This window comes from Marinobacter shunpengi, assembly GCF_045449695.1.
In the GTDB taxonomy this organism is placed as follows: Bacteria; Pseudomonadota; Gammaproteobacteria; order Pseudomonadales; family Oleiphilaceae; genus Marinobacter.
The window spans coordinates 219,690-241,525 of the sequence record NZ_JBJJKZ010000022.1 but is presented as its reverse complement, the minus strand read 5'-3'; the positions used below and the strand labels follow the sequence as shown (position 1 = coordinate 241,525).

At 63.7% G+C, this 21,836-nt stretch carries 18 protein-coding genes; 11 read left to right on the top strand and 7 right to left on the bottom strand.

Going from position 1 to position 21,836, the window contains the following annotated elements; translation table 11 throughout:
• Positions 1 to 46: 46 nt before the first annotated feature.
• Both ACJO2E_RS19640 and ACJO2E_RS19635 read left to right on the top strand, forming a co-directional pair.
• Positions 47 to 2,047, top strand: coding sequence for a methyl-accepting chemotaxis protein (locus ACJO2E_RS19640; RefSeq protein WP_406966090.1), 2,001 nt, complete (start codon positions 47 to 49; stop codon positions 2,045 to 2,047).
• A 65-nt stretch (positions 2,048 to 2,112) separates the two neighbouring features.
• Positions 2,113 to 3,102, top strand: coding sequence for an adenosine deaminase (locus tag ACJO2E_RS19635; protein ID WP_406966089.1), 990 nt, complete (start codon positions 2,113 to 2,115; stop codon positions 3,100 to 3,102).
• 96 nt (positions 3,103 to 3,198) lie between these two features.
• Here the strand turns inward: ACJO2E_RS19635 and ACJO2E_RS19630 are convergent, their stop codons facing one another.
• From ACJO2E_RS19630 to ACJO2E_RS19620, 3 genes are all read right to left on the bottom strand, one after another.
• Positions 3,199 to 4,332, bottom strand: coding sequence for a glutathione S-transferase family protein (locus tag ACJO2E_RS19630; protein ID WP_406966087.1), 1,134 nt, complete (start codon positions 4,330 to 4,332; stop codon positions 3,199 to 3,201).
• A gap of 193 nt (positions 4,333 to 4,525) precedes the next feature.
• On the bottom strand, positions 4,526 to 6,883 hold the full coding sequence (locus ACJO2E_RS19625) for a glucose/quinate/shikimate family membrane-bound PQQ-dependent dehydrogenase (RefSeq protein ID WP_406966086.1): 2,358 nt from the start codon (positions 6,881 to 6,883) through the stop codon (positions 4,526 to 4,528).
• An 87-nt stretch (positions 6,884 to 6,970) separates the two neighbouring features.
• Positions 6,971 to 7,480, bottom strand: a complete 510-nt coding sequence (locus ACJO2E_RS19620) for a DnaJ domain-containing protein (protein ID WP_406966085.1) — start codon at positions 7,478 to 7,480, stop codon at positions 6,971 to 6,973.
• 158 nt (positions 7,481 to 7,638) lie between these two features.
• Between ACJO2E_RS19620 and ACJO2E_RS19615 the strand changes: the two genes are divergently transcribed.
• From ACJO2E_RS19615 to ACJO2E_RS19605, 3 genes are all read left to right on the top strand, one after another.
• Entirely contained in the window at positions 7,639 to 7,956 is a 318-nt protein-coding gene (locus ACJO2E_RS19615; protein ID WP_328185171.1) for a DUF3301 domain-containing protein, read from the top strand.
• Positions 7,957 to 8,031: 75 nt separating this feature from the next.
• A complete protein-coding gene (locus ACJO2E_RS19610; protein WP_406966084.1) occupies positions 8,032 to 9,723 on the top strand; it encodes an acetolactate synthase large subunit in 1,692 nt (563 codons plus the stop codon).
• A 114-nt stretch (positions 9,724 to 9,837) separates the two neighbouring features.
• Complete coding sequence (locus ACJO2E_RS19605; protein ID WP_406966083.1) at positions 9,838 to 11,139, top strand: pyridoxal phosphate-dependent aminotransferase; 1,302 nt, start codon at positions 9,838 to 9,840, stop codon at positions 11,137 to 11,139.
• Positions 11,140 to 11,198: 59 nt separating this feature from the next.
• Here the strand turns inward: ACJO2E_RS19605 and ACJO2E_RS19600 are convergent, their stop codons facing one another.
• Positions 11,199 to 11,411 (bottom strand): hypothetical protein, encoded by a 213-nt coding sequence (locus ACJO2E_RS19600; RefSeq protein WP_406966081.1) that lies wholly within the window; start codon positions 11,409 to 11,411, stop codon positions 11,199 to 11,201.
• A gap of 173 nt (positions 11,412 to 11,584) precedes the next feature.
• Positions 11,585 to 12,502 (bottom strand): LysR family transcriptional regulator, encoded by a 918-nt coding sequence (locus tag ACJO2E_RS19595; RefSeq protein WP_406966080.1) that lies wholly within the window; start codon positions 12,500 to 12,502, stop codon positions 11,585 to 11,587.
• A 140-nt stretch (positions 12,503 to 12,642) separates the two neighbouring features.
• On the opposite strand from ACJO2E_RS19595, the gene ACJO2E_RS19590 reads away from it, so the two are divergent.
• The 5 genes from ACJO2E_RS19590 to ACJO2E_RS19570 all read left to right on the top strand — a co-directional run bounded on the left by ACJO2E_RS19590 (position 12,643) and on the right by ACJO2E_RS19570 (position 17,622).
• On the top strand, positions 12,643 to 14,205 hold the full coding sequence (locus ACJO2E_RS19590) for a DHA2 family efflux MFS transporter permease subunit (RefSeq protein WP_406966079.1): 1,563 nt from the start codon (positions 12,643 to 12,645) through the stop codon (positions 14,203 to 14,205).
• A gap of 19 nt (positions 14,206 to 14,224) precedes the next feature.
• The gene (locus tag ACJO2E_RS19585; RefSeq protein WP_406966078.1) at positions 14,225 to 15,394 is read left to right on the top strand and encodes an HlyD family secretion protein; all 1,170 of its coding nucleotides are present in this window, start codon (positions 14,225 to 14,227) and stop codon (positions 15,392 to 15,394) included.
• 62 nt (positions 15,395 to 15,456) lie between these two features.
• On the top strand, positions 15,457 to 16,251 hold the full coding sequence (locus ACJO2E_RS19580; protein WP_406966077.1) for an inositol monophosphatase family protein: 795 nt from the start codon (positions 15,457 to 15,459) through the stop codon (positions 16,249 to 16,251).
• A 288-nt stretch (positions 16,252 to 16,539) separates the two neighbouring features.
• On the top strand, positions 16,540 to 16,956 hold the full coding sequence (locus ACJO2E_RS19575) for a GFA family protein (protein ID WP_406966076.1): 417 nt from the start codon (positions 16,540 to 16,542) through the stop codon (positions 16,954 to 16,956).
• Positions 16,957 to 17,115: 159 nt separating this feature from the next.
• Positions 17,116 to 17,622, top strand: a complete 507-nt coding sequence (locus ACJO2E_RS19570) for a DUF6843 domain-containing protein (RefSeq protein WP_406966075.1) — start codon at positions 17,116 to 17,118, stop codon at positions 17,620 to 17,622.
• A 114-nt stretch (positions 17,623 to 17,736) separates the two neighbouring features.
• Here the strand turns inward: ACJO2E_RS19570 and ACJO2E_RS19565 are convergent, their stop codons facing one another.
• Both ACJO2E_RS19565 and ACJO2E_RS19560 read right to left on the bottom strand, forming a co-directional pair.
• The gene (locus ACJO2E_RS19565) at positions 17,737 to 18,549 is read right to left on the bottom strand and encodes a thioesterase family protein (RefSeq protein WP_406966074.1); all 813 of its coding nucleotides are present in this window, start codon (positions 18,547 to 18,549) and stop codon (positions 17,737 to 17,739) included.
• 138 nt (positions 18,550 to 18,687) lie between these two features.
• Positions 18,688 to 20,166, bottom strand: coding sequence for a hypothetical protein (locus ACJO2E_RS19560; RefSeq protein WP_406966073.1), 1,479 nt, complete (start codon positions 20,164 to 20,166; stop codon positions 18,688 to 18,690).
• Positions 20,167 to 20,373: 207 nt separating this feature from the next.
• Between ACJO2E_RS19560 and ACJO2E_RS19555 the strand changes: the two genes are divergently transcribed.
• Positions 20,374 to 21,756, top strand: coding sequence for a ribonuclease J (locus ACJO2E_RS19555; protein ID WP_406966071.1), 1,383 nt, complete (start codon positions 20,374 to 20,376; stop codon positions 21,754 to 21,756).
• The last annotated feature ends 80 nt before the right edge of the window (positions 21,757 to 21,836 follow it).

Genomic DNA, 21,836 nt, shown 5'->3' with positions numbered 1-21,836 from the left:
GTTGTGCTCCATCCTGGAGCGTTGTCACCGTGTTATGGAGGTAACCTTGTCCTGGCTGAACCATCTTTCCATGCGTGGAAAGCTACTGCTGCTTATCCTTCCGGCCCTGGTGGCCATCCTCTGGTTTTCCCTGTCGGCCTTCTGGTCCAGCTCGGTCAGGGTGGACAATACCCGGGCCCTGCTGGACCGGGTGGCCATCACCCAGGCCGCCGATCCCCTGATCGAACACCTGCAGAAGGAACGGGGCCTCACAGCCCTGATGCTGGCCTCCGGTGGCAGCGATTCCCGCGCGGTGGAACGTCTGGCGGAGCAGCGCGCGATCACCGACCAGCAACTGGCGGCATTCCGGCAGGAACGGTCATCATTGATCGAGCTGTTGCCAACCGATAGCCCCACCCGCGAGCGCCTGGAGTCGGTGCAGGCAGAGCTTGCCGGCCTGCCGGGGCTTCGCAGCGCGGCAGACAGCACCAGCCTGACCATTCCCGAGGCGACGGGTCGCTACTCCGCCATCATCATGGACATGATCGGAATAACCCCTGACATCCTGGCCCGGATCCACGACGGGCGACTCAGCCGTACGCTCAGCGGTTACCACGCCCTGACCATGGCCGCGGAATGGGCCGGCCGGGAACGCGCCGCCGGTGCCGCCATTATCCGCTCCGGCATGACGGACTTTGCGGCCTACGCCGCCCTGAGCCAGTTGGCCGGGAGACAGCTGGCCCTGCTGGAAACCACCGGTGACCTGCTGGGACCGGAAACCGACCGCCGCCTAAAGGATCTTGCCGCCTCCGACGAGGCACAGGCCTTTGTTGGCCAGCGGGAGCAGCTGGTGTCGTCGGAATTCGGGTACATCGGCATGGCCGGTATCGAATGGTTCGACCTGGCCACGGCCCGCATCGACCAGTTCTACGCCCTCAAGAACGACGTTGTCACCACCATGGCCGCCCAGGCGTCGCAAAGCCTGGCCACGGCCAAGGCCGGGCAGCGGCAATTGCTGGTAATTACGGTCATTGCCGTGGTGATCTTTGCTGCCGTTGCCCTGCTGCTTATGCGCAGTATCAGCCGACAGGTCCGTACCCTGCTCACCGATATCGATACCGTCACCGAACAGCGCACCCTGGGTGTCCGCACCACAGTGACCAGCCGGGATGAAATGGGACGTATCGGCCACGCCCTCAACCGGTTGCTGGCAACCTTCGGGGAGGCCATCACCCGGATCGACCAGGCCAGCGTACAACTGGCCAGTGCCACCGAGCAGACCAGCACCACGGCGAACCAGGCCGTGGACCGGGTCAGCCGTCAGCAAGGGGAAGTGGAACAGGCGGCGACAGCCATCGAGCAGATGGCGGCCACGTCCGCCGAGATCTCGAGCAATACCCAGGACGTGGCCACCGCCGCGAATACCGCCACCGAGCGCAACCAGCGGGGGCAGACGGTGGTGCAACAGAGCCTGGCCCAGGTGAAGCAACTGGCGGCGTCCATCCAGTTGGTGAGCGGCACCATGGAAGACCTGCGCACCGCCAGCCTGGAGATCACAAACATGGTGGACATGATCAGGAAAGTGGCCGATCAGACCAACCTGCTGGCCCTGAACGCCGCCATCGAGGCGGCCCGGGCCGGGGAACACGGTCGCGGCTTCTCGGTGGTGGCCGATGAGGTCAGGACCCTGGCCCGCCAGACCCACGAATCCACGGTGGAGATCGAAGACATCATTACCCGTTTCCGGAATATTGCCGACAACGCCCACCAGGCCATGGGGACCAGTCACCAACAGGCCCTGGATACCGCCCGGCAGGCCGGCGAGCTGGCCGACACCTTTGCCGCCATCAACGGCGACGTGGCCCGGATCTCCGGCATGGCGAGCCAGATCGCCACCGCTGCGGAGGAACAGGAAGCGGTGACCCAGGACATCGCCCGTGGCATGGACAGTGTCCGGGAAGCCTCCCAGCAGACCCTGGCCGGCTCCCGGGAGATCAACCAGGTGACCCGTGACCAGGCGGCACTGGCGGAGGAACTGCGAGAACTGTCCGGCCGCTACGCCACCTGATAAACCCGGAACGCGATGACAGCCGGAACCGTGGCTGCCAGAATAGTCAATTTGCGGAGACCATCATGGACACCTTCCTCAAGGCCCTGCCCAAGGCCGAACTGCACCTGCACATCGAGGGTTCCCTGGAACCGGAGCTGATGTTCGGGCTGGCCCGGCGCAATGGCGTCGACCTGCCCTACCAGTCCGTGGAGGAAGTGCGGGCGGCGTACGATTTCAGCGACCTGCAATCCTTCCTGAACCTGTACTACCAGGGCATGGCGGTACTGCAGACACCCCGGGACTTCCATGACCTGGCCATGGACTACTTCCGCCGGGCGGCCTCGGAAGGTGTGGTGCACGTGGACCTGTCCTTCGATCCCCAGGCCCACCTTAAGCGGGGTATCGGTCTTGATGTGCAGATGGAGGGGCTGCTCGGCGCGATGGATGAGGCGGAAAGGGAACTGGACCTCAGTACCGGGCTGATCCTGAGCTTCCTGCGGGATGAACCGGTGGCCAGTGCCGCCGAGGTGCTGGAGCAGGCACAGCCCTGGCTGGATCGTATCGATGCGGTGGGGCTGGACAGTGCTGAAATGGGCTACCCGCCCGGGCCCTTTGCAGAAGTGTTCCGCCGGGCCCGGGAGTTGGGCATTCCGGGTGTGGCCCATGCCGGCGAGGAAGGCCCGCCGGAGTACATCCAAGGCGCCCTGGATGACCTGCAGGTGATCCGGGTGGACCACGGTGTGCGCTGCCTGGAAGACCCGGGCCTGGTCCGGCGACTGAAGGAGGAACGCGTCCCCCTGACGGTCTGCCCCCTGTCCAACGTGCGCCTCAAGGTGGTGGAGCGGATGACCGACCACCCGCTGCCGCGCCTGCTGGCGGCCGGCCTGACCCTGACCATCAATTCCGATGACCCCGCCTACTTCGGCGGTGGTGTACTGGACAACTACCGGGCCTGCCACAGCGCCTTCGGCTGGGGCCAGGAGACCTTCCGCCAACTGGCCCGCAACGCCCTGGAGGCGGCCTTCATGCCGGAGGCACGCCGCCAGGCGCTGCTCACTGAACTGGCGGTGTAACAGTCAGTCCCGGCCAGGCACTGAGGCCCTGGCCCAGGCGCCAGTCCGCCGATGTGGTGATTCCACCTCAAGGGCTGGCAACACTGGCCAGGGGCCTCAGCGGCGTTCCCATACTTCAATGTGGTTGCGCCGGTCGACACTGTAGCCCCGCTCCCCGGGCAGCGCGCCGGCCAGGCCCCGGTCGGCCAGTGCCTCGTGCACCCGCCGCTGGTCCTCGCCCGGCGCCGTTGCCAGCGCCTCATCCGCCTTGCGCAGCACATAGACCAGATAGGGCTGGATGCCCGCCTGCACAGGTACGCCCCGGAAGGAGGTTTCCACCGCGCCCACATAGCGCTGGTGCGGCTTCGGTGATACCGGCTGGCCGTCTTCCGGTTGCTGCTCCTGGATCAGGCCGTCCATGAACGCCAGCTTGTCCGTCAGCATCGGGAAGATCTCATCGGCAATCTGGCGCAACAGGGGTTCCAGGGTCTCCGGGATGGCGTCGTCCGCCAGGAAGTCGTCGCCGTAACCCGGGAACTCGGGGGTATCCAGACCCGGCGCGGTCATCCGCTCCACCCAGCGGAACACCTTGGGCGCCCGCGTCTTCATGATATTGCCGGGCACCGGGTCCCGGCCCAGGTGGGCGAACATGGGGCCGATCAGGCCGTAGTCGGCGATGGACGGACGCCCGCCGAACAGGTACGGGTGCTCCGCGAAATGCACGTTCAGGGTGTCCAGCAACTGCTCGTAGGAAGCCTCGATCTCGGGAATGGTGTGATCATTCACCCCCAGTTGCGGCAGGTAGGAGTTCATCCGCGACATGATCTTGTCCGCCAGGGCCTCGCCGGAGCCCGCCGCAAACTGGTCCCGCAGGAAGCCCTCCTGGTCGTCCCGGTAGGTCCAGCGGTAATGCATGGCGTGGGGCAGCATCGCCTGGGTACCGTAGTACGCGATGATCACCGCCAGCACCCGTTGCAAGAGCCCCTGGGGATAGGCGGAATAACGCACGCCCTGCTGCTCGAAGTGGTCGATGATATCCAGGCTGTCCTGGACAACCTCCCCCTCCGGCGTTTCCAGTACCGGAATGATGCTGCGCTGGATAACGGGCATGATGCGTTCGGCAAAGTCCGGGTGGGACGTGGGAATCTCGGTGTAGGGAATGCCCTGGGTCCTCAGGTAGCAGCGGGCGATTCCGGTGTACAGGGAATGGGGTACACCGTAGAGACGTTGGGGTGTTTCCTGGCTGGGCATGCGTTGTCCTGACCTCCTGTTCCTGTCGGGAATCGCGGGCCGGCAGCCGGCGCAGGTGAAAGAATCCTGCTACCGGCCCACCGGCAAGGAAGGGGCCACGACTCCCTAAGCGTTATTGTATGAGTAGCGGGCAGACTGCCTGCCACGGGGACATCATCATAACGCTTTAGCGGCCATTACGCAGACCCGGTGATCAGTTGTCTGCATCCTCCGCCAGTTTGTAGGCCACCACATAATCGCCCAGGGTCGTGCCGATGGAGCCGTGACCACCGGCCACCTGCACCACCATCTGCTCACCCTGGCTGTTCAGGTAGGTCATGGGGGTGGCCTGGCCACCCGCCGGCAACCGGGCCCGCCACAACTGCTCGCCGGTGGTCAGGTCGTAGGCCCGCAGGTAGTCGTCCACGGTGGCGGCCAGGAACACCACGCCGCCCTCGGTGATCACCGGCCCGCCAATGCCCGGCACGCCGAGCCTGAAGGGGACCGGCAGGGGGCTCATGTCGCGCACGGTGCCGTTGCGATGCTTCCAGACCACCTCCCCGGTACGCAGGTCAGCACCGGCCACATAACCCCACGGAGGCTGCTGGCAGGGAATGCCCAGGGGCGACATCAATGGTTTCAGTTCCACCGAATAAGGGGCTCCGGTGTTGCTGTTCAGGCCCTGCTCACCCTGGTTGACCGGACCTTCCGGCGTCACACCCTCCTCGTTGGGAACCAGCCTTGAGACAAAGGCCATATACAGGGGCATGCCGAACATCACCTGCCGCTTCGGATCCACCGCGATACTGCCCCAGTTGAAGACCCCGAAGTTGCCGGGATACACGATGGTGCCCTGCTCACTGGGTGGCGTGTAGCGCCCCTCATACCTGAGGGAACGGAACTGGATACGGCAGGCCAACTGGTCGAAAGGCGTCGCCCCCCACATATCCGCCTCCCGCAACGGCGGCGGGTTGAAATTGAGGGCGGACACCGGCTGCGTCGGCGCGGTGTAGTCCCCCTCGATGGCGCCCTGGGGCGCCGGTTCCTCGGTGACCGGATGGATCGGCTCGCCGGTTTCCCGGTTTAGCACGTAGACATCCCCCTGCTTGGTGGGCACCACCAGGGCCGGCTGGACACCGTCGTCGGTTTCCAGGTCCAGCAGGCTGGGCTGTGCCGGGGTGTCCATGTCCCACAGGTCGTGGTGGACGAACTGCCGCACCCAGGCCACCTGGCCGGTGTCCAGTTCCAGCGCCACCACCGAGCTGGAGAAGCGCTCCTCATGCTCGGAGCGGTACATGCCAAGCTGGTCCGGGGTACGGTTGCCCATGGGGAAATAGACCAGCCCCAGTTCCTCGTCGGCGCTGGCCACGGACCAGCTGTTGGGGGAACTGGTGGTGTAGGTTTCGTCGTCGGCGATGGGGTCGGTCTGCTCCGGGTTGCCGGAATCCCAGTTCCAGACCAGCTCCCCGGTGTGGGTATCATAGGCGCGGATCACGCCGGAGGGGGAGTTGATGTCGTAGTTGTCGTTCACCGAACCGGCGACGACCACCACTCCGCTGGCCACCACCGGCGGCGATGTGGAGTAGTAGAAGCCGGACTGGGTGAACGGCATGTTGTGCTGCAGGTCCAGTTCGCCATTGTCCGCAAAGTCCTGACAGCGGGCCCCAGTGGACGGGTCCAGCGCCAGCAGGCGGGCATCGGCGGTGGGCAGGTACAGATGGGCATCGCAACTCACCGGTGACTGGTCCTCGGCCGGACCACTGACCGTCCGCACGGCGGGGGCGGTGCCCGGTCCAGCCTCGGGGGGCAGGTAGGAAACACCCCGGCAGGTCTGGTGCTGACGCTGGTTGTTAGGCTCGATGCCCGCCTTGTAGACCCAGCGCTCCTCGCCGGTGTCCGCGTTCAGGGCCACCAGCCAGTTGTGGGGCGTGCACAGGTAGAGGGTGTTGCCCACCTTGAGCGGTGTCACCTCGTAGGTGGTCTCGCCGGTGTCCTCGGGCTGTTTGACGTCACCGGTCTGGTAACGCCAGGCCAGTTCCAGGTTGTCGACATTGTCCGGGGTGATCTGATCCAGGGGCGAATAGCGCTGGCCCAGATTGGTCCGCCCCCAGGCCAGCCAGTCCTCTTCCGGGCTCTCTCCGAGGCGGGGCTCCTCCATGACCACCTGCTCGCCCAGGCGCCCCTCGATACGATGGGGATCGTTCAGCATACTGGCCAGCAGGGCCACGCCGGTCACCGCCCAGACCGCACCCAGCCCCAGAGCCGGGCCCCGGTCGTTACGGGAGGCCGGGATCAGCAGCGGAATGGCCAGTAACAGGAACCAGCCGATGCGGGTGGCCAGGGGCCACCAGTCATAGCCCGACTCCCAGACACTCCAGGCTGCCGTGGCGATCAGGAACAGGGCGTAGAGGCCCTGGGCCGCGGTCCGGCGCCTGGGTGCCATGATGCCAACCACCACCAGCACCAGGCCGGCCACCAGGTAATAGAGGCTGCCTCCCAGGCTGAGCAACCAGCCGCCGCCAATAATCAGGCCCAGCCCCAGAACCACAAACACAAACGCAAGCAAACCCATGGCGTCGATCCTTGATTTCGCTGACTTTCCCTAAAACTAGTCACCCCAGCGCAACTCCGCCACTGCCCTGATGGAGGTGAACAGAGTTTAAGGAGCGCCGCGCTTGCCCAGCAGTACGGACTTGGCCTCATTGACCTTGGCGGCGAGGTAATCGTTGCCACCACGATCCGGATGGATCTTCTGCATCAGCCGCCGGTGGGCCGCCACGATCTCATCACGGCTGCAGCCCGGCTCCACGTTGAGAATTTCACAGGCTTCCCGCTCGGACATCTGCCCGGAGGATGCTGCCTGTTGATGCCGGCGCTGCTGCCCTTCCCCGGGGCCCTCACCAGAGTCACCCTCACCAAACAGGCGCCGCACATGGGGCAGGAACTGCAGCAGCGACGGCAGCTTGCGCAGCAGGGGAATCAGCGCCGCCACCGCGGCGGTCAGCACGTGCACCCGCCCGGTGAGCACCATGAACACCAGCAGCACACCGGCCACCGCCAGCACGATCTTCCAGGTGGCGGCTTTCTTCTGTGTGGGGTCCAGGGCACCCCATCGCTTGAGGACATAGAAAAGCAGGGCGGCAAGCGCAAGCCCCAGAATCCATTGCATGCAGAGTCTCTCCGGTATGTTCCGATCCGATTCTACACGCCCCGGGCGGCAGATGAATGACAGCGCGTCATATTCCGGGCCGCTTTCATGCTGCCGTCTTTTCACCTTCCGCGCGGGAGTGTAGGCTTTCGAATGACCCCAAGACATGGAAGCAACCCGTGACCCTATCCACCCTGACCTGGCTCTTCATTGCCGGATTCGCCATCTGGTACTGGTGGCGGGCCAAGGCCATCAAGGATTCCGTGCTGGCCGCCGCCCGGAACTACTGCAAACGCATGGACGTGATGCTGCTGGACGACGCCGTGTACTTGCGGGGCCTCTGGTTCAAGCGGGACCGGCAGGGACAGTTGCGGGTATGGCGGCGGTTCCTGTTTGATTTCACCACCACGGGTGAGGAACGTTATCTTGGCCGTATCATCATGCTGGGGCAGCGGGTGGAGCACATCGAGTTGCAGGCCCACCGCTTCCAGCAGTAACCGGTAACGTTGACCACCGGGGCATCAACGCCACGAACATCCGAATTGAGCGACGACCATCAGGAGGCTGGATCCATGACTGACGAAACCCGCACCGAAGGAGCCCTCACCGGCGCACAGCTCTTTGTCCGCGTCCTGGAGAAAGAAGGTGTGCGTTATATCTTCGGCGTGCCGGGGGAGGAAAACCTTGACCTGCTGGAAGCCCTTCGGGAGTCGTCCATCGAACTGGTGCTGAACCGCCACGAACAGGCGGCGGGCTTCATGGCCGCCACCTACGGGCGCCTGACCGGCCGGGTCGGTGTGTGTCTGTCCACCCTGGGCCCGGGGGCCACCAACCTGGTCACCGCCGCGGCCTATGCCCAGCTTGGCGCCATGCCCATGATGATGATTTCCGGCCAGAAGCCCATCAAGTCGTCCAAGCAGGGGCTGTTCCAGATCCTCGACGTGGTGGACCTGATGCGGCCGCTGACCAAGTACACCCGGCAGATCAGCAACGCCAACACCATCCCCGCCAAACTGCGGGAGGCCTTCCGCCTGGCGGCGGAGGAACGCCCCGGCGCGGTACACCTGGAACTGCCGGAGGACATTGCCGCGGAGCTGGCCACGCCGGACACCCATATCTTCTCGCCCAGTGACGCCCGCCGCCCCACCGCCAGTGAAAAGAGCCTGCAGAAGGCCGCGGAAATGATCCGCGAGGCGAGGCACCCGCTGATCATGATCGGCGCCGGTGCCAACCGCAAGCGGGTGTCCCAGGCCCTGATCCACCTGGTGAACACCACAGACATTCCCTTCTTCACCACCCAGATGGGCAAGGGCGTGGTGGACGAGCGCCATTCCCGTTACATCGGCAACGCCGCCCTCTCCAGCGGCGACTTTGTCCACTGCGCCATCGACCACGCCGACCTGGTGATCAACGTGGGCCACGATGTCGTGGAAAAGCCCCCCTTCTTCATGCACCCCGGTGGCAAGCAGGTCATCCACATCAACTTCAGCGGTGCCGACGTGGACCCGGTGTACTTCCCCCAGCACGAGGTGGTGGGGGACATCGCCAACACCGTGGAATGGCTGGCGGACAACTGCGGCCGCTGCGCCAACCACGACTTCACCGAATTCCTGCGGGTCAAGGATGCCCTGGAAGCCCATTTGGAGGACCGCTGCGAGGACAACGGATTCCCGGTGATTCCCCAGCGCATTGTGCGGGATGTGCGCCGGGTAATGCCGGATGATGGCATCATCGCCCTGGACAACGGTATGTACAAACTGTGGTTCGCCCGCAACTACAAGGCCTACGACAACAACACGGTGCTGCTGGACAACGCCCTGGCGTCCATGGGCGCCGGCCTGCCCAGCGCCATGATGGCGGCCATGCTGTATCCGCAACAGAAGGTGATGGCCATCTGTGGCGACGGCGGCTTCATGATGAACAGCCAGGAGCTGGAAACCGCCGTGCGGCTGAAGCTGAACCTGGTGATCCTGATCATCAACGACAACGCCTATGGCATGATCAAGTGGAAGCAGGCCCAGGATGGATTCCCCAACTTCGGCCTGGACTACGGCAACCCGGATTTCGTCCGCTACGCCGAGTCCTACGGCGCCAGCGGGCACCGGGTAACCCGCGCCGACGACCTGCAACCCACGCTGGAGCGAGCCATGCTGGAAGGCGGCGTACACCTGGTAGATGTGCCCGTGGACTACAGCGAGAACGACCGGGTGTTCAACCGACAACTGGCAGAGTTGACCCGGGACCTGAATGCAGACTGCCAATAGCCCGTGACGGTGCCACCTTCGGCAATCACCTACCGGAAAACCATCTCGCGCAACAACTGATGTTGCCTATACTGCGGGTGTCAGCCATTTAACGATCACCGCAAGTATAGGCCCATGGATATCCACAACGAACACCGCTACGCCATCAACCTCAACGTACGGGGCATCCAGCCCTCCGCCACCCTTCGCATCAACGAGCTGAGCAACCAGCTGCGTGCCGAGGGCCGGGATATCATCAAGCTGGGCCTGGGCCAGTCGCCCTTCCCGGTGCCTGACCGGGTGGTGGCGGCGCTGCAGGAACATGCCGCCGAGAAGGACTACCTACCGGTGAAGGGCCTGAAGGGCCTGCGGGAGGCCATTTCCGGCTACATCAACCGGGCCGAGCGCATGCGCTGCAACTGGGAGGATGTGCTGATTGGTCCCGGCTCGAAGGAGTTGCTGTTCATCCTGCAACTGGCCTACTACGGCGACCTGCTGATCCCCCGTCCGAGCTGGGTGTCCTACGCACCCCAGGCGCGGATTATCGGGCGGTCGGTGCACTGGCTGCCGACCCATGCCGAGAACAACTGGCAGCTTACCGCCGACGAGCTGGACATCATCTGCCGGGACGACCCCACCCGCCCCCGCATCCTGATCCTCAACTACCCGTCCAACCCCACGGGATGCACTTACACCGACGACCAGTTGCTGGCCATTGCCAACGTCGCCCGCAAGTACCGGCTGATCCTGCTGTCGGATGAGATCTACGGGGAAGTCCAGTTCGATGGCCGCCACAAGTCCATTGCCCGCTACTACCCCGAAGGCACCATTATCAGCACCGGTATGAGCAAATGGCTGGGGGCAGGCGGTTGGCGCCTGGGGGCGTTTATCTTCCCGCCGGAGCTGCGGCCCTTGCAGGATGCCATGGCGATTATCGCCAGCGAGACCTTCACCTCCACCGCGGCGCCTATCCAGTATGCGGGCATTACCGCTTTCAATGGGGGCGAGGACATTGACGAGTACCTCAGGCACTCCCGTCGGGTTCTGAAAGCCATCGGCGAGTTCGTCCACCGTCGGCTGACAGACATGGACGTGGATGTGCGCAAGCCGGAGGGGGCCTTCTACCTGTTCCCGGACTTCTCCGCCTATCGTGACGGCCTGGCAAGGCATGACATCAAGACCAGTGCGGCCTTCTGCAAACGACTGCTGGAAGACACCGGTGTCGCCATGCTGCCGGCCAGCGACTTCGGTTTCGTGCCGGATCAGCTCAGCGCGCGCCTGGCGTTCGTGGATTTCGATGGTGCGGAGGCCCTGAAGCTCGCCGCCGGCGAGTTTGCGGACCAGGATCTTGCAGAGGGAGAGGACTTCGTCCAGCAGGCCAGCCCGAAGCTGGTCAAGGCCATGGAGCGGATCGAATCCTGGCTGAAAGGACTGTAAAAAGAGGGGCAATAAAAACGTCGGGCCCTGGCCGGATTGGTCAGGGCCCGTTCAGCAACTCATGAAGCGTTGCTGTCGGCTTTCTCTTCCGCTTGCTGGTCAGCGGCTTCCGCTGCCTTGGCTTCCTGGGCGGCCTTTTCGGCGAGCTGCTGCTCCAGAACTTCTTCCATCCAGTACTGCTGGGCACTGGCATTAGCGGCGCCCATCACACCGGCAACGGCGATAGCGGCGATGGCGGCGGTTTTCTTCAGGTTTGCATTGATACCGAACATGATTGAACTCCTCAGAAACGAATAATTGAACTCGTCGGGTATCAGCGCTTGAAGCTCTTGGCTGATCTCGATGGTTGTATTATTGAGGAGTTGCGCCAATCAAAAAAATTGTTAAACGGTATTCGTCACATCATATTAAATGATGAATCAAAGGGCCGATTATCGCCGGTCAGTCATTTCTCCACCAGGTCCTGCCACCGTTCGCGAACCAGGAACTCCACCAGCGAGCGCATCCAGATCAGCCCCGGTTCCCGGTCATGTCGGGCGTGCCAGATCAGGTACATGCTGATGGGGTCGACATCGATAGGAAGCTGTGTCAGCCAGAGCCCCTCCCGCAGCCCTTCATCCTGCATCATGCCGTCCGGCAGGGCGGTGACCAGGTCCGAGGTTTTCAGCAGCTGCGGAATGGCGGGAAAGTGGTTGACCGTTACCGCCACCCGCCGACTGAGCCCCATGGCATCCAGGGCTGAGTCCACCGGGCCATGGGTGTCGCCGGTCGGCGAGATCAAAAGGTGACGGGCGTCCAGGAATTCCTCCAGGCTGATGGGGCGCCCAGCCAACGGGTGATCCTCCCGCATGGCCAGCACATAGCCGCTCTCAGCCAGCCAGGTACTGCGCAGGCTGTGGTCGTGTTCCTCCAACATGCCGATGGCCAGGTCCACGTGGGCTTCCCGAAGCTGCATATGGGCGCCGCCCAGGGTGTAGGGCACCGCGTGCAGGTCCACCCCGGGGGCGTCCCGTTCCAGCTTGCCGACCAGTGCCGGCCACAGCAGATCCAACATCATGTCCACCAGGGCAATACGGAACTTGCGGCGTGAACTGGCCGGATCGAAAGCACTGGTACTTACTGCCCGGGACAACTCGTGCATGGGGTTGCGCACCTGATCCCACAGACTGAGAGCGTAGGAGGTGGGCTCAATCTGACGGCCCTTCTTGACGAACACCGGATCTTTCCAGGCGTGGCGCATGCGCGACACGGCGTTGGACACCGCCGGCTGGGTCATGGACAGGCGCTCCGCCGCCCGGGTGATGGAGCCCTCGGTCATGATGGCGTCGAAAATGTACAGCAGTGTCAGTTCCTGGTTTTTCAAGCGCTTGTCTCTACTCTATAATTGATCAGCTTGCTAAATCGTCGGAAACGACGAAGTCTGCCAGCACCACCGGATCTACGCTATCCAATGGGCCAGAAACCCTGACCTTTCAGCTCATTCCACACCCATCCGGATGCCCCATGTCTCAAGTGGAATTGATGTTCCAGCGTTACGGGCCCAAATACAAGTGGCTCGTTACCCTCACCATGCTGCTGGGGCTGGTGGCGCTGGGCATGTCCATTACCATCGTCAACGTGGCCACGCCCTATATCAAGGGCTCCCTGGGGCTGAGCGATGTGCAGGTGCAGTGGATCTCCACCGGCTTCCTGGCCGCCACCACCGTGGCCCTGCTGGTTGCACCCTGGCTGGTGCGGGCCTTTGGTCAACGGGCCACCTTCGTGGGGCTGCTGGCCACCTTTGTGGTGGCATCGATCATCGGTGGCCTGGCCACCAGTATGGCCGCCATCGTCGCGGCCCGTGTGGTCCAGGGCGCGATGACCGGCCTGATCCGCCCTCTGGCCCTGGACGCCATGTTCTCGGTGTTCCCGGCCGGTGAACGGGGCATGGCCACCGCCATCTACGGCATGTGCCTGGGGCTGCCCCTGACCCTGGCCACGGTCATCGGCGGCTGGCTGGTGGAGACCTTCACCTGGCGCTATGTGTTCTTCGTGACCCCGCCCATGTGCCTGGCGGCCATGGTGATGGGCTACCTGTTCCTGCCGACCCGGGAGGAGACCGGCCCCCGGCCGCCCTTCGACTGGCCCGGCGCCGTGGGCCTGTTCGCCTGCATCTTTGCCCTGCTCACCGCCCTGTCCAACGGCCAGCGCTGGGGCTGGGACAGCCTGGCGGTGGTGGGGCTGGTGGCGCTGTCACTGTTGCTGGGGGCCGGGTTCGTATGGTGGCAGCGGCGCACTGCCTTTCCGCTGCTGGACCTGGGCATCTTCCGCCACCGGGCCTTCGTGGCGGGCTGCCTGGCCATCTTCGTGTTCGGCGGCGCCTTCTACGCCATCATGTACCTGCTGCCCCTGTTCTCCCAGGGCGTCCTGCACTTCCGGCCGGTGACCACGGGACTGCTGTTCCTGCCCTCCACCCTGGTACTGGCGGTACTGGTGCCCATTGTCGGTCGCCTGAGTGACCGCTACCCGGCCCACTACATGACCCTGCCGGGGCTGGCCTTTGCGATCTTTGCGGTGTACCTGTTCTCCCTGTCCGATGCCTACACCTCGTTCTTCTACCTGGCCCTGGCGCTGACCCTGATGAGCATGGGCATGGCCTCGTTTCCGCCGCCCACACTGTCCGGGGCCATCGGCTCGCTGCCACCGGCGCTGACCGGCTACGGTTCCGGCGTGATCAACTTCATGCTGCAGATGGGCGGGGCCTTCGGGACCGCCGCCCTGGTATTGATGATGGACCGGCGCATCACCTGGCACGGCAGCCATATCAGCACCGCGGTAACACCGGGCAACGACACCGCCATGGCCACTACCGACCACTGGCGGGACCTGCTGGCGGGCACCGGCGTACCGGACGCCTGGCAGACCACCGCCGCCCTCCAGAAACTCGGCGCCACTGAACAGTTCTGGGCCACCATCATGGCCTACCAGGACGGCTTCTGGCTGGTAATGGTGTCGCTCACCTTCGTGGTGATCCCGGCCTGGCTGCTGAGCCGCTGGAGCCGGACACCCCAACACGCAACAGACTGACCCGACACGGACTTACTCGATGGCTGATGACAATAACAACAACCCCGCCGCCAACAAGCGAAGCCCCGCCATGCGCCCCGGCCGTATGGCCCGGCTGTTGCTGCTGGCCGTGCTGGTGGTGGCCGGCCTGGTGTGGCTGGGCCAGTGGCTGTGGTACCGCACCACCCACGTGGTGGAGGACAACGCCAGCGTGACCACCGACCTGGTCACCGTATCCTCCCGCCTGCCCGGCCGGGTGGACACCTTCACCCTGGACAATGGCGACGAGCTGGACTCCGGCCAGACCGTGGCGAACCTGTACAGCCGGCCGGAACAACTGGAGCTGGAGCAGCGCCAGGCGCGGGTAGCCCGCATGGAGGCGCAACTGGCCTTTGAACAGCAGCAGGCCGAACAGGCACGCCGGCAGTTGCAGGGCGGCATCGCCAACGCCGAACAGCAACTGGCCGCGGCCCGGGCCGACCTGAAAGTGGCGGAAGTGGAACTGGAGGACGCGGAGCAGGCCTGGCAGCGGGCCGACACCCTGTTCCAGTCAGGCTCCCTGTCGAAACAGCAGCGTGACCGCGACTACTACAACCGGCTGGCCGCCCAGGCCCGGCTGGAGACCGCCAGGCAGCAGGTGGCCCTGCGCCAGTCCCAGCGGGACAGCGCCGCCCTCGGCCTGTTCTCCGGCAGCACCATGAGCCTGCCCACCCCGGAACTGCTGGAGGCCCAGACCGCCATCACCCGGCAGGAACTGGCGGAAGCGAAGGCGGATGTACGCAAACAGCAAGCCCGGCTGGAGGACATGACCATCACCGCGCCAGCCGCCGGCGTGGTCGCCCGCACCTTTGTGGAAACCGGCGAATACCTGTCCGCCGGCCAGCCCATCCTGATGATGTACCAGCCGGACAACATCTGGATCGAGGCGAAGGTGAAGGAAACCGACGTACGCAATCTGGCCGTGGGCCAGAAGGTAAATATCCACGTGGACGCCTGGCCGGACCGCAACTTCTCCGGCCAGGTGCGGACCATTGGCCGCTCCGCCACCAGCGAGTTCGCGCTGATCCCCAGCTCCAACCCGTCCGGCAACTTCACCAAGGTCACCCAGCGCATCCCGGTGCGCATCTCCGTGGACGAGGGAGACCGCCACCTGCTGAGCCCCGGCATGATGGTGGTGATCGCCATCGCCACGGATCAGCCGGCCGATTGATTCCCGGGGCGCTTCCTGCAATGGTGAGACCTTTCCGTCACACCATCAGGGAGAGCCGCCCCATGTCCGAGATTGCCGACTTCGCCGAACTCATCGCCCGTGAGGCTGGCGAACTGATCCGCCGGGAACGGGAACAGAACACCCTGCGCACCGACTACAAACAGCAGACCGAGCTGGTCACCCACGCCGACGTGATGGCCGACGAATACATCACCAACGCCATCCGCCAGGCCTACCCGGACCACCGCATCCTCTCCGAGGAAACCATGCCCGACCTCACCCAGGCGGAGGAACTGGACACCCCACTGTGGATCGTCGACCCCATCGACGGCACCGTGAACTACGCCTACGGCCACCCCCAGGTAGCGGTGTCCATCGCCTGGGCCGAGAAAGGCCGCGTCCAGGTGGGCGTGGTGCACGCGCCTTTCTCCAACGAAACCTTCCGCGCCGAAAAAGGCCAGGGCGCCACCCTCAACGGCGAGCCCATCCAACACAGCGGCGCCACCGACCTACGCCAGTCCCTGTTCGCCACCGGCTTCCCCTACACCAAGGACAACCTGGAACCCCTGGTTCGCCGCCTGGACGTGATGATCCACCACTGCCGCGACCTGCGCCGCATCGGCTCCGCCGCGCTGGACATCTGCTGGGTCGCCTGCGGGCGGCTGGATGCCTACTATGAAACTGTGAGTCCGTGGGATTTTGCGGCGGCTAAGTTGATTGCTCGGGAGGCTGGGGCCAGGGCTGGGCATTTCTCGGAAGTGCCTGAGGGGTATCCGGAGGATCTTTGGGGTAAGGACAACGTGATTACGGCGCCGGCTATTTACGACGAAATACGGGCGTTGCTGGCCAGGGCCTGATCAGCACGCTCGGCTGGAAAAACGGTCGCGGCGACCATGAACTGGGGGGCTCGTTGGCTGGATTCTTTTTCCTCTTTAAATCAGAAAGCTATGGCGACACCAAGAATTTGGGATATTGATCATTTTACATGGGTCGTAGATTGACCCGGCTTTGGTAATGCATTGACCTGGCGTGCCTTTCTGCCTAATTTTGAGATATTCTTGATGGAGATATGGGTCGCCGGAAAAGTGGTCGTGGGGACCTATATACAAATGTTGAACGCCAGTGACCACTGAGAGGAAAGGAACTTGAAGACACTAGAGGTACATTGCCGTTGTGGTGAAGTTAGCCTGGAGATCGAAGAACCACCAGTTGTACAAGCGTACTGTCACTGTGATGATTGTCGAGTAGCCCATGGTGCCGCGTATGTTGCATCGTCCACTTACCCTGCGACAGCAGTTAAAGTGGTTCACGGAACTCCCGCTCCTATCGTGGTGAAGACGACTCAAAGAATGCGTTGCAAGACTTGCGGTACACATCTGTTCTCAGAGATCACTAGAGCGGGTCTTCGAAGCGTGAATGCGTTTCTGTTGCCAAAGGGGGAATTCAATCCACAACTTCACGTTCAATGTCAGTACGCCGTCCTGCCTGTCGTTGATGAACTACCCCATTTTAAGGATTTTCCATCTGAAGGTGGTGGTTCCGGTGAGCTTGTAGATTGGTAGCCCCGCCCAACAAGGTGCTGCAACTGACCGCTTTTCCGCTACGCTCCAAAGCGGCAAATGAGCTTTGGCCTTAAAGCGGTAAAGACATCAGCTGTGATTGATGGACAGACACACCAAAAGAATGGACAGGCATAGCAGGCACAAGGAACACCCTCGTCTATGACCGGAGCCTTTCTAAACCGCCTACTGGGCCACACCGCCCGCATCTTTCTGGCCACCATCTTTATAGTAGGTTGTGCGCAGTCGGACGAAACACGGCATCCGGAACGCTATGTCATCCCGGAAGACTACGTGGGATCGTTCCATATCGTCTTTGGCATCCAGTCTGGCGAGCCTCCATTGACGGAAGACGGAACCCGGGTATACCAGATCCCTGACAGCGGCGTTCTGCTTACTCAGGGCGGCCCCAACCCCGGGCGCTGGACAACCAGCCTTCATGACACCAGTGAAAATTGCGCCGAGGAGGAGACTTATGTCTTTGGCGGGGGCATTTCGGAGATTCAACCGGTCAGGCATTGCAACATTTACAGCAAGAGCCTCTATGTTGGGACCAAGTCCCAGGCTTTGGAGCAGGTAAACTACTTCGAGATCTATAGTGACGACGGTATCGGAGCAATTCCCGAGAGGGTTTTTCTCGGAAGTTGCAATGAAAGATCAACAGATTAAAACCAGGGCCTGAATACAGAAATTCTGTCTGGCTCCAACTTTCATGATTTCTCACTGAACAACAGAGGTCGCCGACGCATTTTGCCCCCAGCCGGCGACTTTCCCATCAGCGCATCAACCACCATAAACCGGCATAGCCAACGTAGCCTGCGTTACCCGGCCAATTCCCCCCTTGTCGTCAAACAGCCGGGTCTCCACCAGGCCATTGCCGTTGTCGCCCATGCGGGCCCGCGCATCGAATCCTATCCATTCGCCGCAGGGCGGGCGTGTCAAGTATAGGCTGATGTCGGCATTGATACTGCCCACGTTGTCCGCCACGTGCAGTTGTCCGATACCGTTGCCGAAGTCCGCCAGGGTGGCCGCCTGCACGGTGGTTGAGCAGGGCTCACCGGCCACCACCGGAATCGGCAATCGCATCCACACCCGCCCTACCCCACGGCCCTGCACGCCGTCGATCAGGTGGACCTCGGCGGTGGTGTGCAGCCCGGTGAGTGTCAGCTGCGGCACGTCGCGGCCGCGTTCGGAAATCTGTACCAGCGTCTGTGCCGGGCCCTCGCGGGCCGGCAGGGTGTCGTCGGGAAAGCGGGCGTGCCCGGGGACGTCCAGTGGCGCCTGTTCCAGGTACAGCGCCGTGGCCCGGCTGACCACCACATCGTCCGCCAGCAGATCGGCCTGCAGCACGCGGAGCCTGCGACCAGTGCGCACCGTCTCGACCCTGACGGTGAGCGGCTTTGACGGCACCGGGCGAAGCAGGTCGGTGGTCTGTCTCGCCAGGCGCAGGCCACTACCGGCGGCTGCCTGCTCCAGCGCCCACGCCAGCAGTCCGGTGGGCGGACCACCGTGCAGGTAATCCGGGCTCCAGGGCCCGCTGGCATTCTCGGTGGGTACGTAGGCTTCGCCATCACGCAGGAATAACGCCTCGGCCATCGTTGTCTTCCTTATGATTGTTGTAGTAATTGGACCAGCATACCGGGAAAGTGGCGCCTTGGGGATGGGTGTCCGGCACATCGTCTGGCCGCTGCCTCAGGGAACTGGCTCGAACACCACAACAGCAACGACCGTGCTCTATGGCACCGGTTCGAAGTAGCGGTTGAGCAGATCCGGATCGTCAAAATGGCGCTTGCCGATGAAGGCTGTTGCGTGGTGCCCCCACTGACGCATGGCGCCCGGGGAAAGCACGCCGGTGGGCCAGAGCAGGAACCGTTCCAGGCGGGCGGTACCGGGCACCAGACCGTTGGGGAGGAACAGGCTCCGATGTCCGCCCTGACCATCCGGTAACGCGCGGAGCTGGTCATAGTCCAGCATCTGGTACCGGGTCGCGGCTTTGCCCGACGCTGATGGCGACCCGAACCGGACATCGGTGACGTAGTGGGTGCCACTCTGAAGGTGGAGGGTTGCCCGTGCAGTGGTGGCATCGTTCGCGGGTGGCACTATGGGCAGAACTGACATGATCTCGTCACCCACGGATCCAGGCACCAGCCGGAGCCGGTCCGGGTTGGGGTACCACTGCAGGTAGCAGCCACAGGGGTGCACACTTTCGTACATCAGCACATCGGCGTTCCGGTCCAGCGTTACCCGCCAGATCAGGCCGTCGAGGCGACCACCATACAGATCCAGGGAATGGGGCCGGGGCCGGCTGTCGAACCAGAACACATACACCAACTGCGGCAGCCATTGGTGCTGCCAGCGGACCCGGGAAAGCAGGGTGTAGGCCCTGGCCGGTGGCGTCACCTGCCACTGGCTGTCGTTCCAATGGGGGCTGCCCGGTATGTCGTAGGGTTTGCTGCTTGCCAGCATCAGGTAGGGCGCATGATAAGCGAGTAGCTGTGACAGTTCCTCCGGCTCGAACGACGGCATCCCCACTCCGTCCCATGCCTGTTCACGGTCGAGAATGGCCCTTACCTCCGCCGGGGCGGGTGCCAACGGGGCCGGGGCAAAGAGGCGGGCATCGGGACCGTCAACGGAGGTGCCGAAGAGCCCAGCCTGCTCCTCCTCAAGCTTCCCCACCTGGTACGACAATACCGGCCGCACCAGCGGATAGACACCGACAACCCGGCGCCAGTCAAGGTAAGCATCCGGTTGATGTACCTCAGGCACCAGTGCCTGCCAACGGCGGGAATCGGCGGCCAGCGTCTCCACCTGCCGCCGGGCACACTGCATCAGCCGGGCCGGATCAAACCCGTGGGGAGACTCCAGGCGTTTCAGGCGTGCGCGCAACGCGCTCTCACCGTTGGCCAATGCGTGATTTAACCAGTCCTGCCGTTGTCCCGGGTCCAATGACTTCAGGTCAACATGCACCAGGGTCCGATTGACCCTCAGATAGGGGTAACCCGGAATTTCCGTACCCTGGGCATCTTCGATACCCGCCATGTGCAACTGCTGGTCGACATCTTCCCAGGCGGTGGTGCAGCCGGCGCTGAACATAGGTACGGGAGGACGGTAGCTGGCACATCCCGCGAGAACCAACACCACGAAAGCCAGTGCTACTACATTGCGGAGCAGCACAGCTACTGGGGGGAAACGGATCATTGCCCTGACTGCCATTGGGGATGCCGTAACGGTTGGTCAGAACTGTCGGTACCGGCCGACAGCAGAACTGTTTTCAGCCTAGCACACACGGCCAGCCCCGGAACTGGGAGGACATCAAAACGCAAGATCTGACCGTATGAGCTCGCTTAAACGCCGCGGCCCCCGCAGGATTCTGGGTTACACTGCCCGTTGATCTCACTTCCCGGAAGCAATAAGGCCCCCATGACGCCCGACCACAACGACCTCTGGTTCCTGCCCCTCGGCGGCACTGGTGAAATCGGCATGAACCTCAACCTCTACGGCCACGACGGCCAGTGGCTGATGGTGGACTGCGGGGTGACCTTTCCCCGGCCCGGCCGGGTGATTGCCGACGGCACGGTGCACGGGCGCGGCGAACCGCCGGTGCAGATGGCCGATCCCGCCTTTATCGCCGACCGCCGCGAGCAGCTCGCCGGGCTGATCATCACCCATGCCCATGAGGACCACATCGGCGCGGTGCCCTACCTGTGGCCGCTGCTGCAATGTCCAATCTACACCAGCCGCTTCACCGCCGAGATCCTGCGTCGCAAGCTGGCGGAGTTCGACCTGCTGCACCGGGTGCCGATCCACGTGGTGGACGTGGACGAACGTCGCACCATCGGCCCGTTCGAGGTGCAGTGGCTGGCGCTGACCCACTCCATCCCCGATCCCAACGCCCTGATGATCCGCACCCCGGCGGGCCATATCTTCCACAGCGGCGACTGGAAGCTGGACGAGGAACCACTGGTGGGCCACGGCTACACGCCGGGCACCTTCAAGGCCCTCGCGAACGAAGGCGTGACGGCCATGGTATGCGATTCCACCAACGCCACAGTGGCGGGGCATTCCGTGTCCGAGTCGGCACTGGAGAAGGGACTACTGGCGGCCGTCGACGGGGCGCCAGGGCGGGTCATCGTCGCCTGCTTCGGCAGCAACATCGCCCGGCTGCACACCCTGGCCAATGTGGCCCGGGCCACCGACCGCTACATGGGGCTGCTGGGGCGCTCGCTGATCAACATGGCCGGCGCGGCAAAGGCCGCTGGCGTCTGGAACGCGGACGACCACCTTATACCCCCTGCCCACCTGGGCTATCTTCCACGGGAGGAGGTGCTGGCCGTCGCCACCGGTAGCCAGGGTGAACCGCGCACCGCCCTGCGCCGCATGGCCATGGGCTCGCATCCCGAGGTGGAGCTGGAGCCGGGTGACCGGGTGATCTTCAGCGCCCGGGCCATCCCCGGCAACGAAGACGCCATCGATGCACTGATCGCCAGCCTCAGGGAACAGGGTGTGGAAGTGATCACCGCCGAAGCCGCCGACCTGCCCATCCACGCCTCCGGCCACCCTGCCCGGGACGAACTGCGCGCGATGTACCAGTGGGTGCAGCCGGGCGTGGCCATCCCCGTACACGGCGAAGCCGAACACATGGACGCCCACGCCGGCCTGGCGCGGGAATGCGGCGTGCCCAAGGCCCTGCTCGGCCGCAACGGCGACCTGTTCATGATCCGCCCGGTGCCGGGCATGCGTCGGCAGGTGGTGGAAACCGGACGTCTTGGTTGGGAAAAGGGGGAACTGGTTCGGGTGGTTTGAGTGGCCTGGTGCCCGTCGAGGATCTGCCAGATTTTGATCCCAACCGATACCTGAGCCTATGCTTTACGGACTTTGACACC

What these genes read in the sequence shown, in the direction of transcription:
- ACJO2E_RS19635 (WP_406966089.1), top strand. Translation starts at nt 2,113, where the DNA reads ATGGACACCTTCCTCAAGGCCCTGCCCAAGGCCGAACTGCACCTGCAC.
- ACJO2E_RS19630 (WP_406966087.1), bottom strand. Translation starts at nt 4,332, where the DNA reads ATGCCCAGCCAGGAAACACCCCAACGTCTCTACGGTGTACCCCATTCC.
- ACJO2E_RS19625 (WP_406966086.1), bottom strand. Translation starts at nt 6,883, where the DNA reads ATGGGTTTGCTTGCGTTTGTGTTTGTGGTTCTGGGGCTGGGCCTGATT.
- ACJO2E_RS19620 (WP_406966085.1), bottom strand. Translation starts at nt 7,480, where the DNA reads ATGCAATGGATTCTGGGGCTTGCGCTTGCCGCCCTGCTTTTCTATGTC.
- ACJO2E_RS19610 (WP_406966084.1), top strand. Translation starts at nt 8,032, where the DNA reads ATGACTGACGAAACCCGCACCGAAGGAGCCCTCACCGGCGCACAGCTC.
- ACJO2E_RS19605 (WP_406966083.1), top strand. Translation starts at nt 9,838, where the DNA reads ATGGATATCCACAACGAACACCGCTACGCCATCAACCTCAACGTACGG.
- ACJO2E_RS19600 (WP_406966081.1), bottom strand. Translation starts at nt 11,411, where the DNA reads ATGTTCGGTATCAATGCAAACCTGAAGAAAACCGCCGCCATCGCCGCT.
- ACJO2E_RS19590 (WP_406966079.1), top strand. Translation starts at nt 12,643, where the DNA reads ATGTCTCAAGTGGAATTGATGTTCCAGCGTTACGGGCCCAAATACAAG.
- ACJO2E_RS19585 (WP_406966078.1), top strand. Translation starts at nt 14,225, where the DNA reads ATGGCTGATGACAATAACAACAACCCCGCCGCCAACAAGCGAAGCCCC.
- ACJO2E_RS19580 (WP_406966077.1), top strand. Translation starts at nt 15,457, where the DNA reads ATGTCCGAGATTGCCGACTTCGCCGAACTCATCGCCCGTGAGGCTGGC.
- ACJO2E_RS19570 (WP_406966075.1), top strand. Translation starts at nt 17,116, where the DNA reads ATGACCGGAGCCTTTCTAAACCGCCTACTGGGCCACACCGCCCGCATC.
- ACJO2E_RS19565 (WP_406966074.1), bottom strand. Translation starts at nt 18,549, where the DNA reads ATGGCCGAGGCGTTATTCCTGCGTGATGGCGAAGCCTACGTACCCACC.
- ACJO2E_RS19560 (WP_406966073.1), bottom strand. Translation starts at nt 20,166, where the DNA reads ATGGCAGTCAGGGCAATGATCCGTTTCCCCCCAGTAGCTGTGCTGCTC.
- ACJO2E_RS19555 (WP_406966071.1), top strand. Translation starts at nt 20,374, where the DNA reads ATGACGCCCGACCACAACGACCTCTGGTTCCTGCCCCTCGGCGGCACT.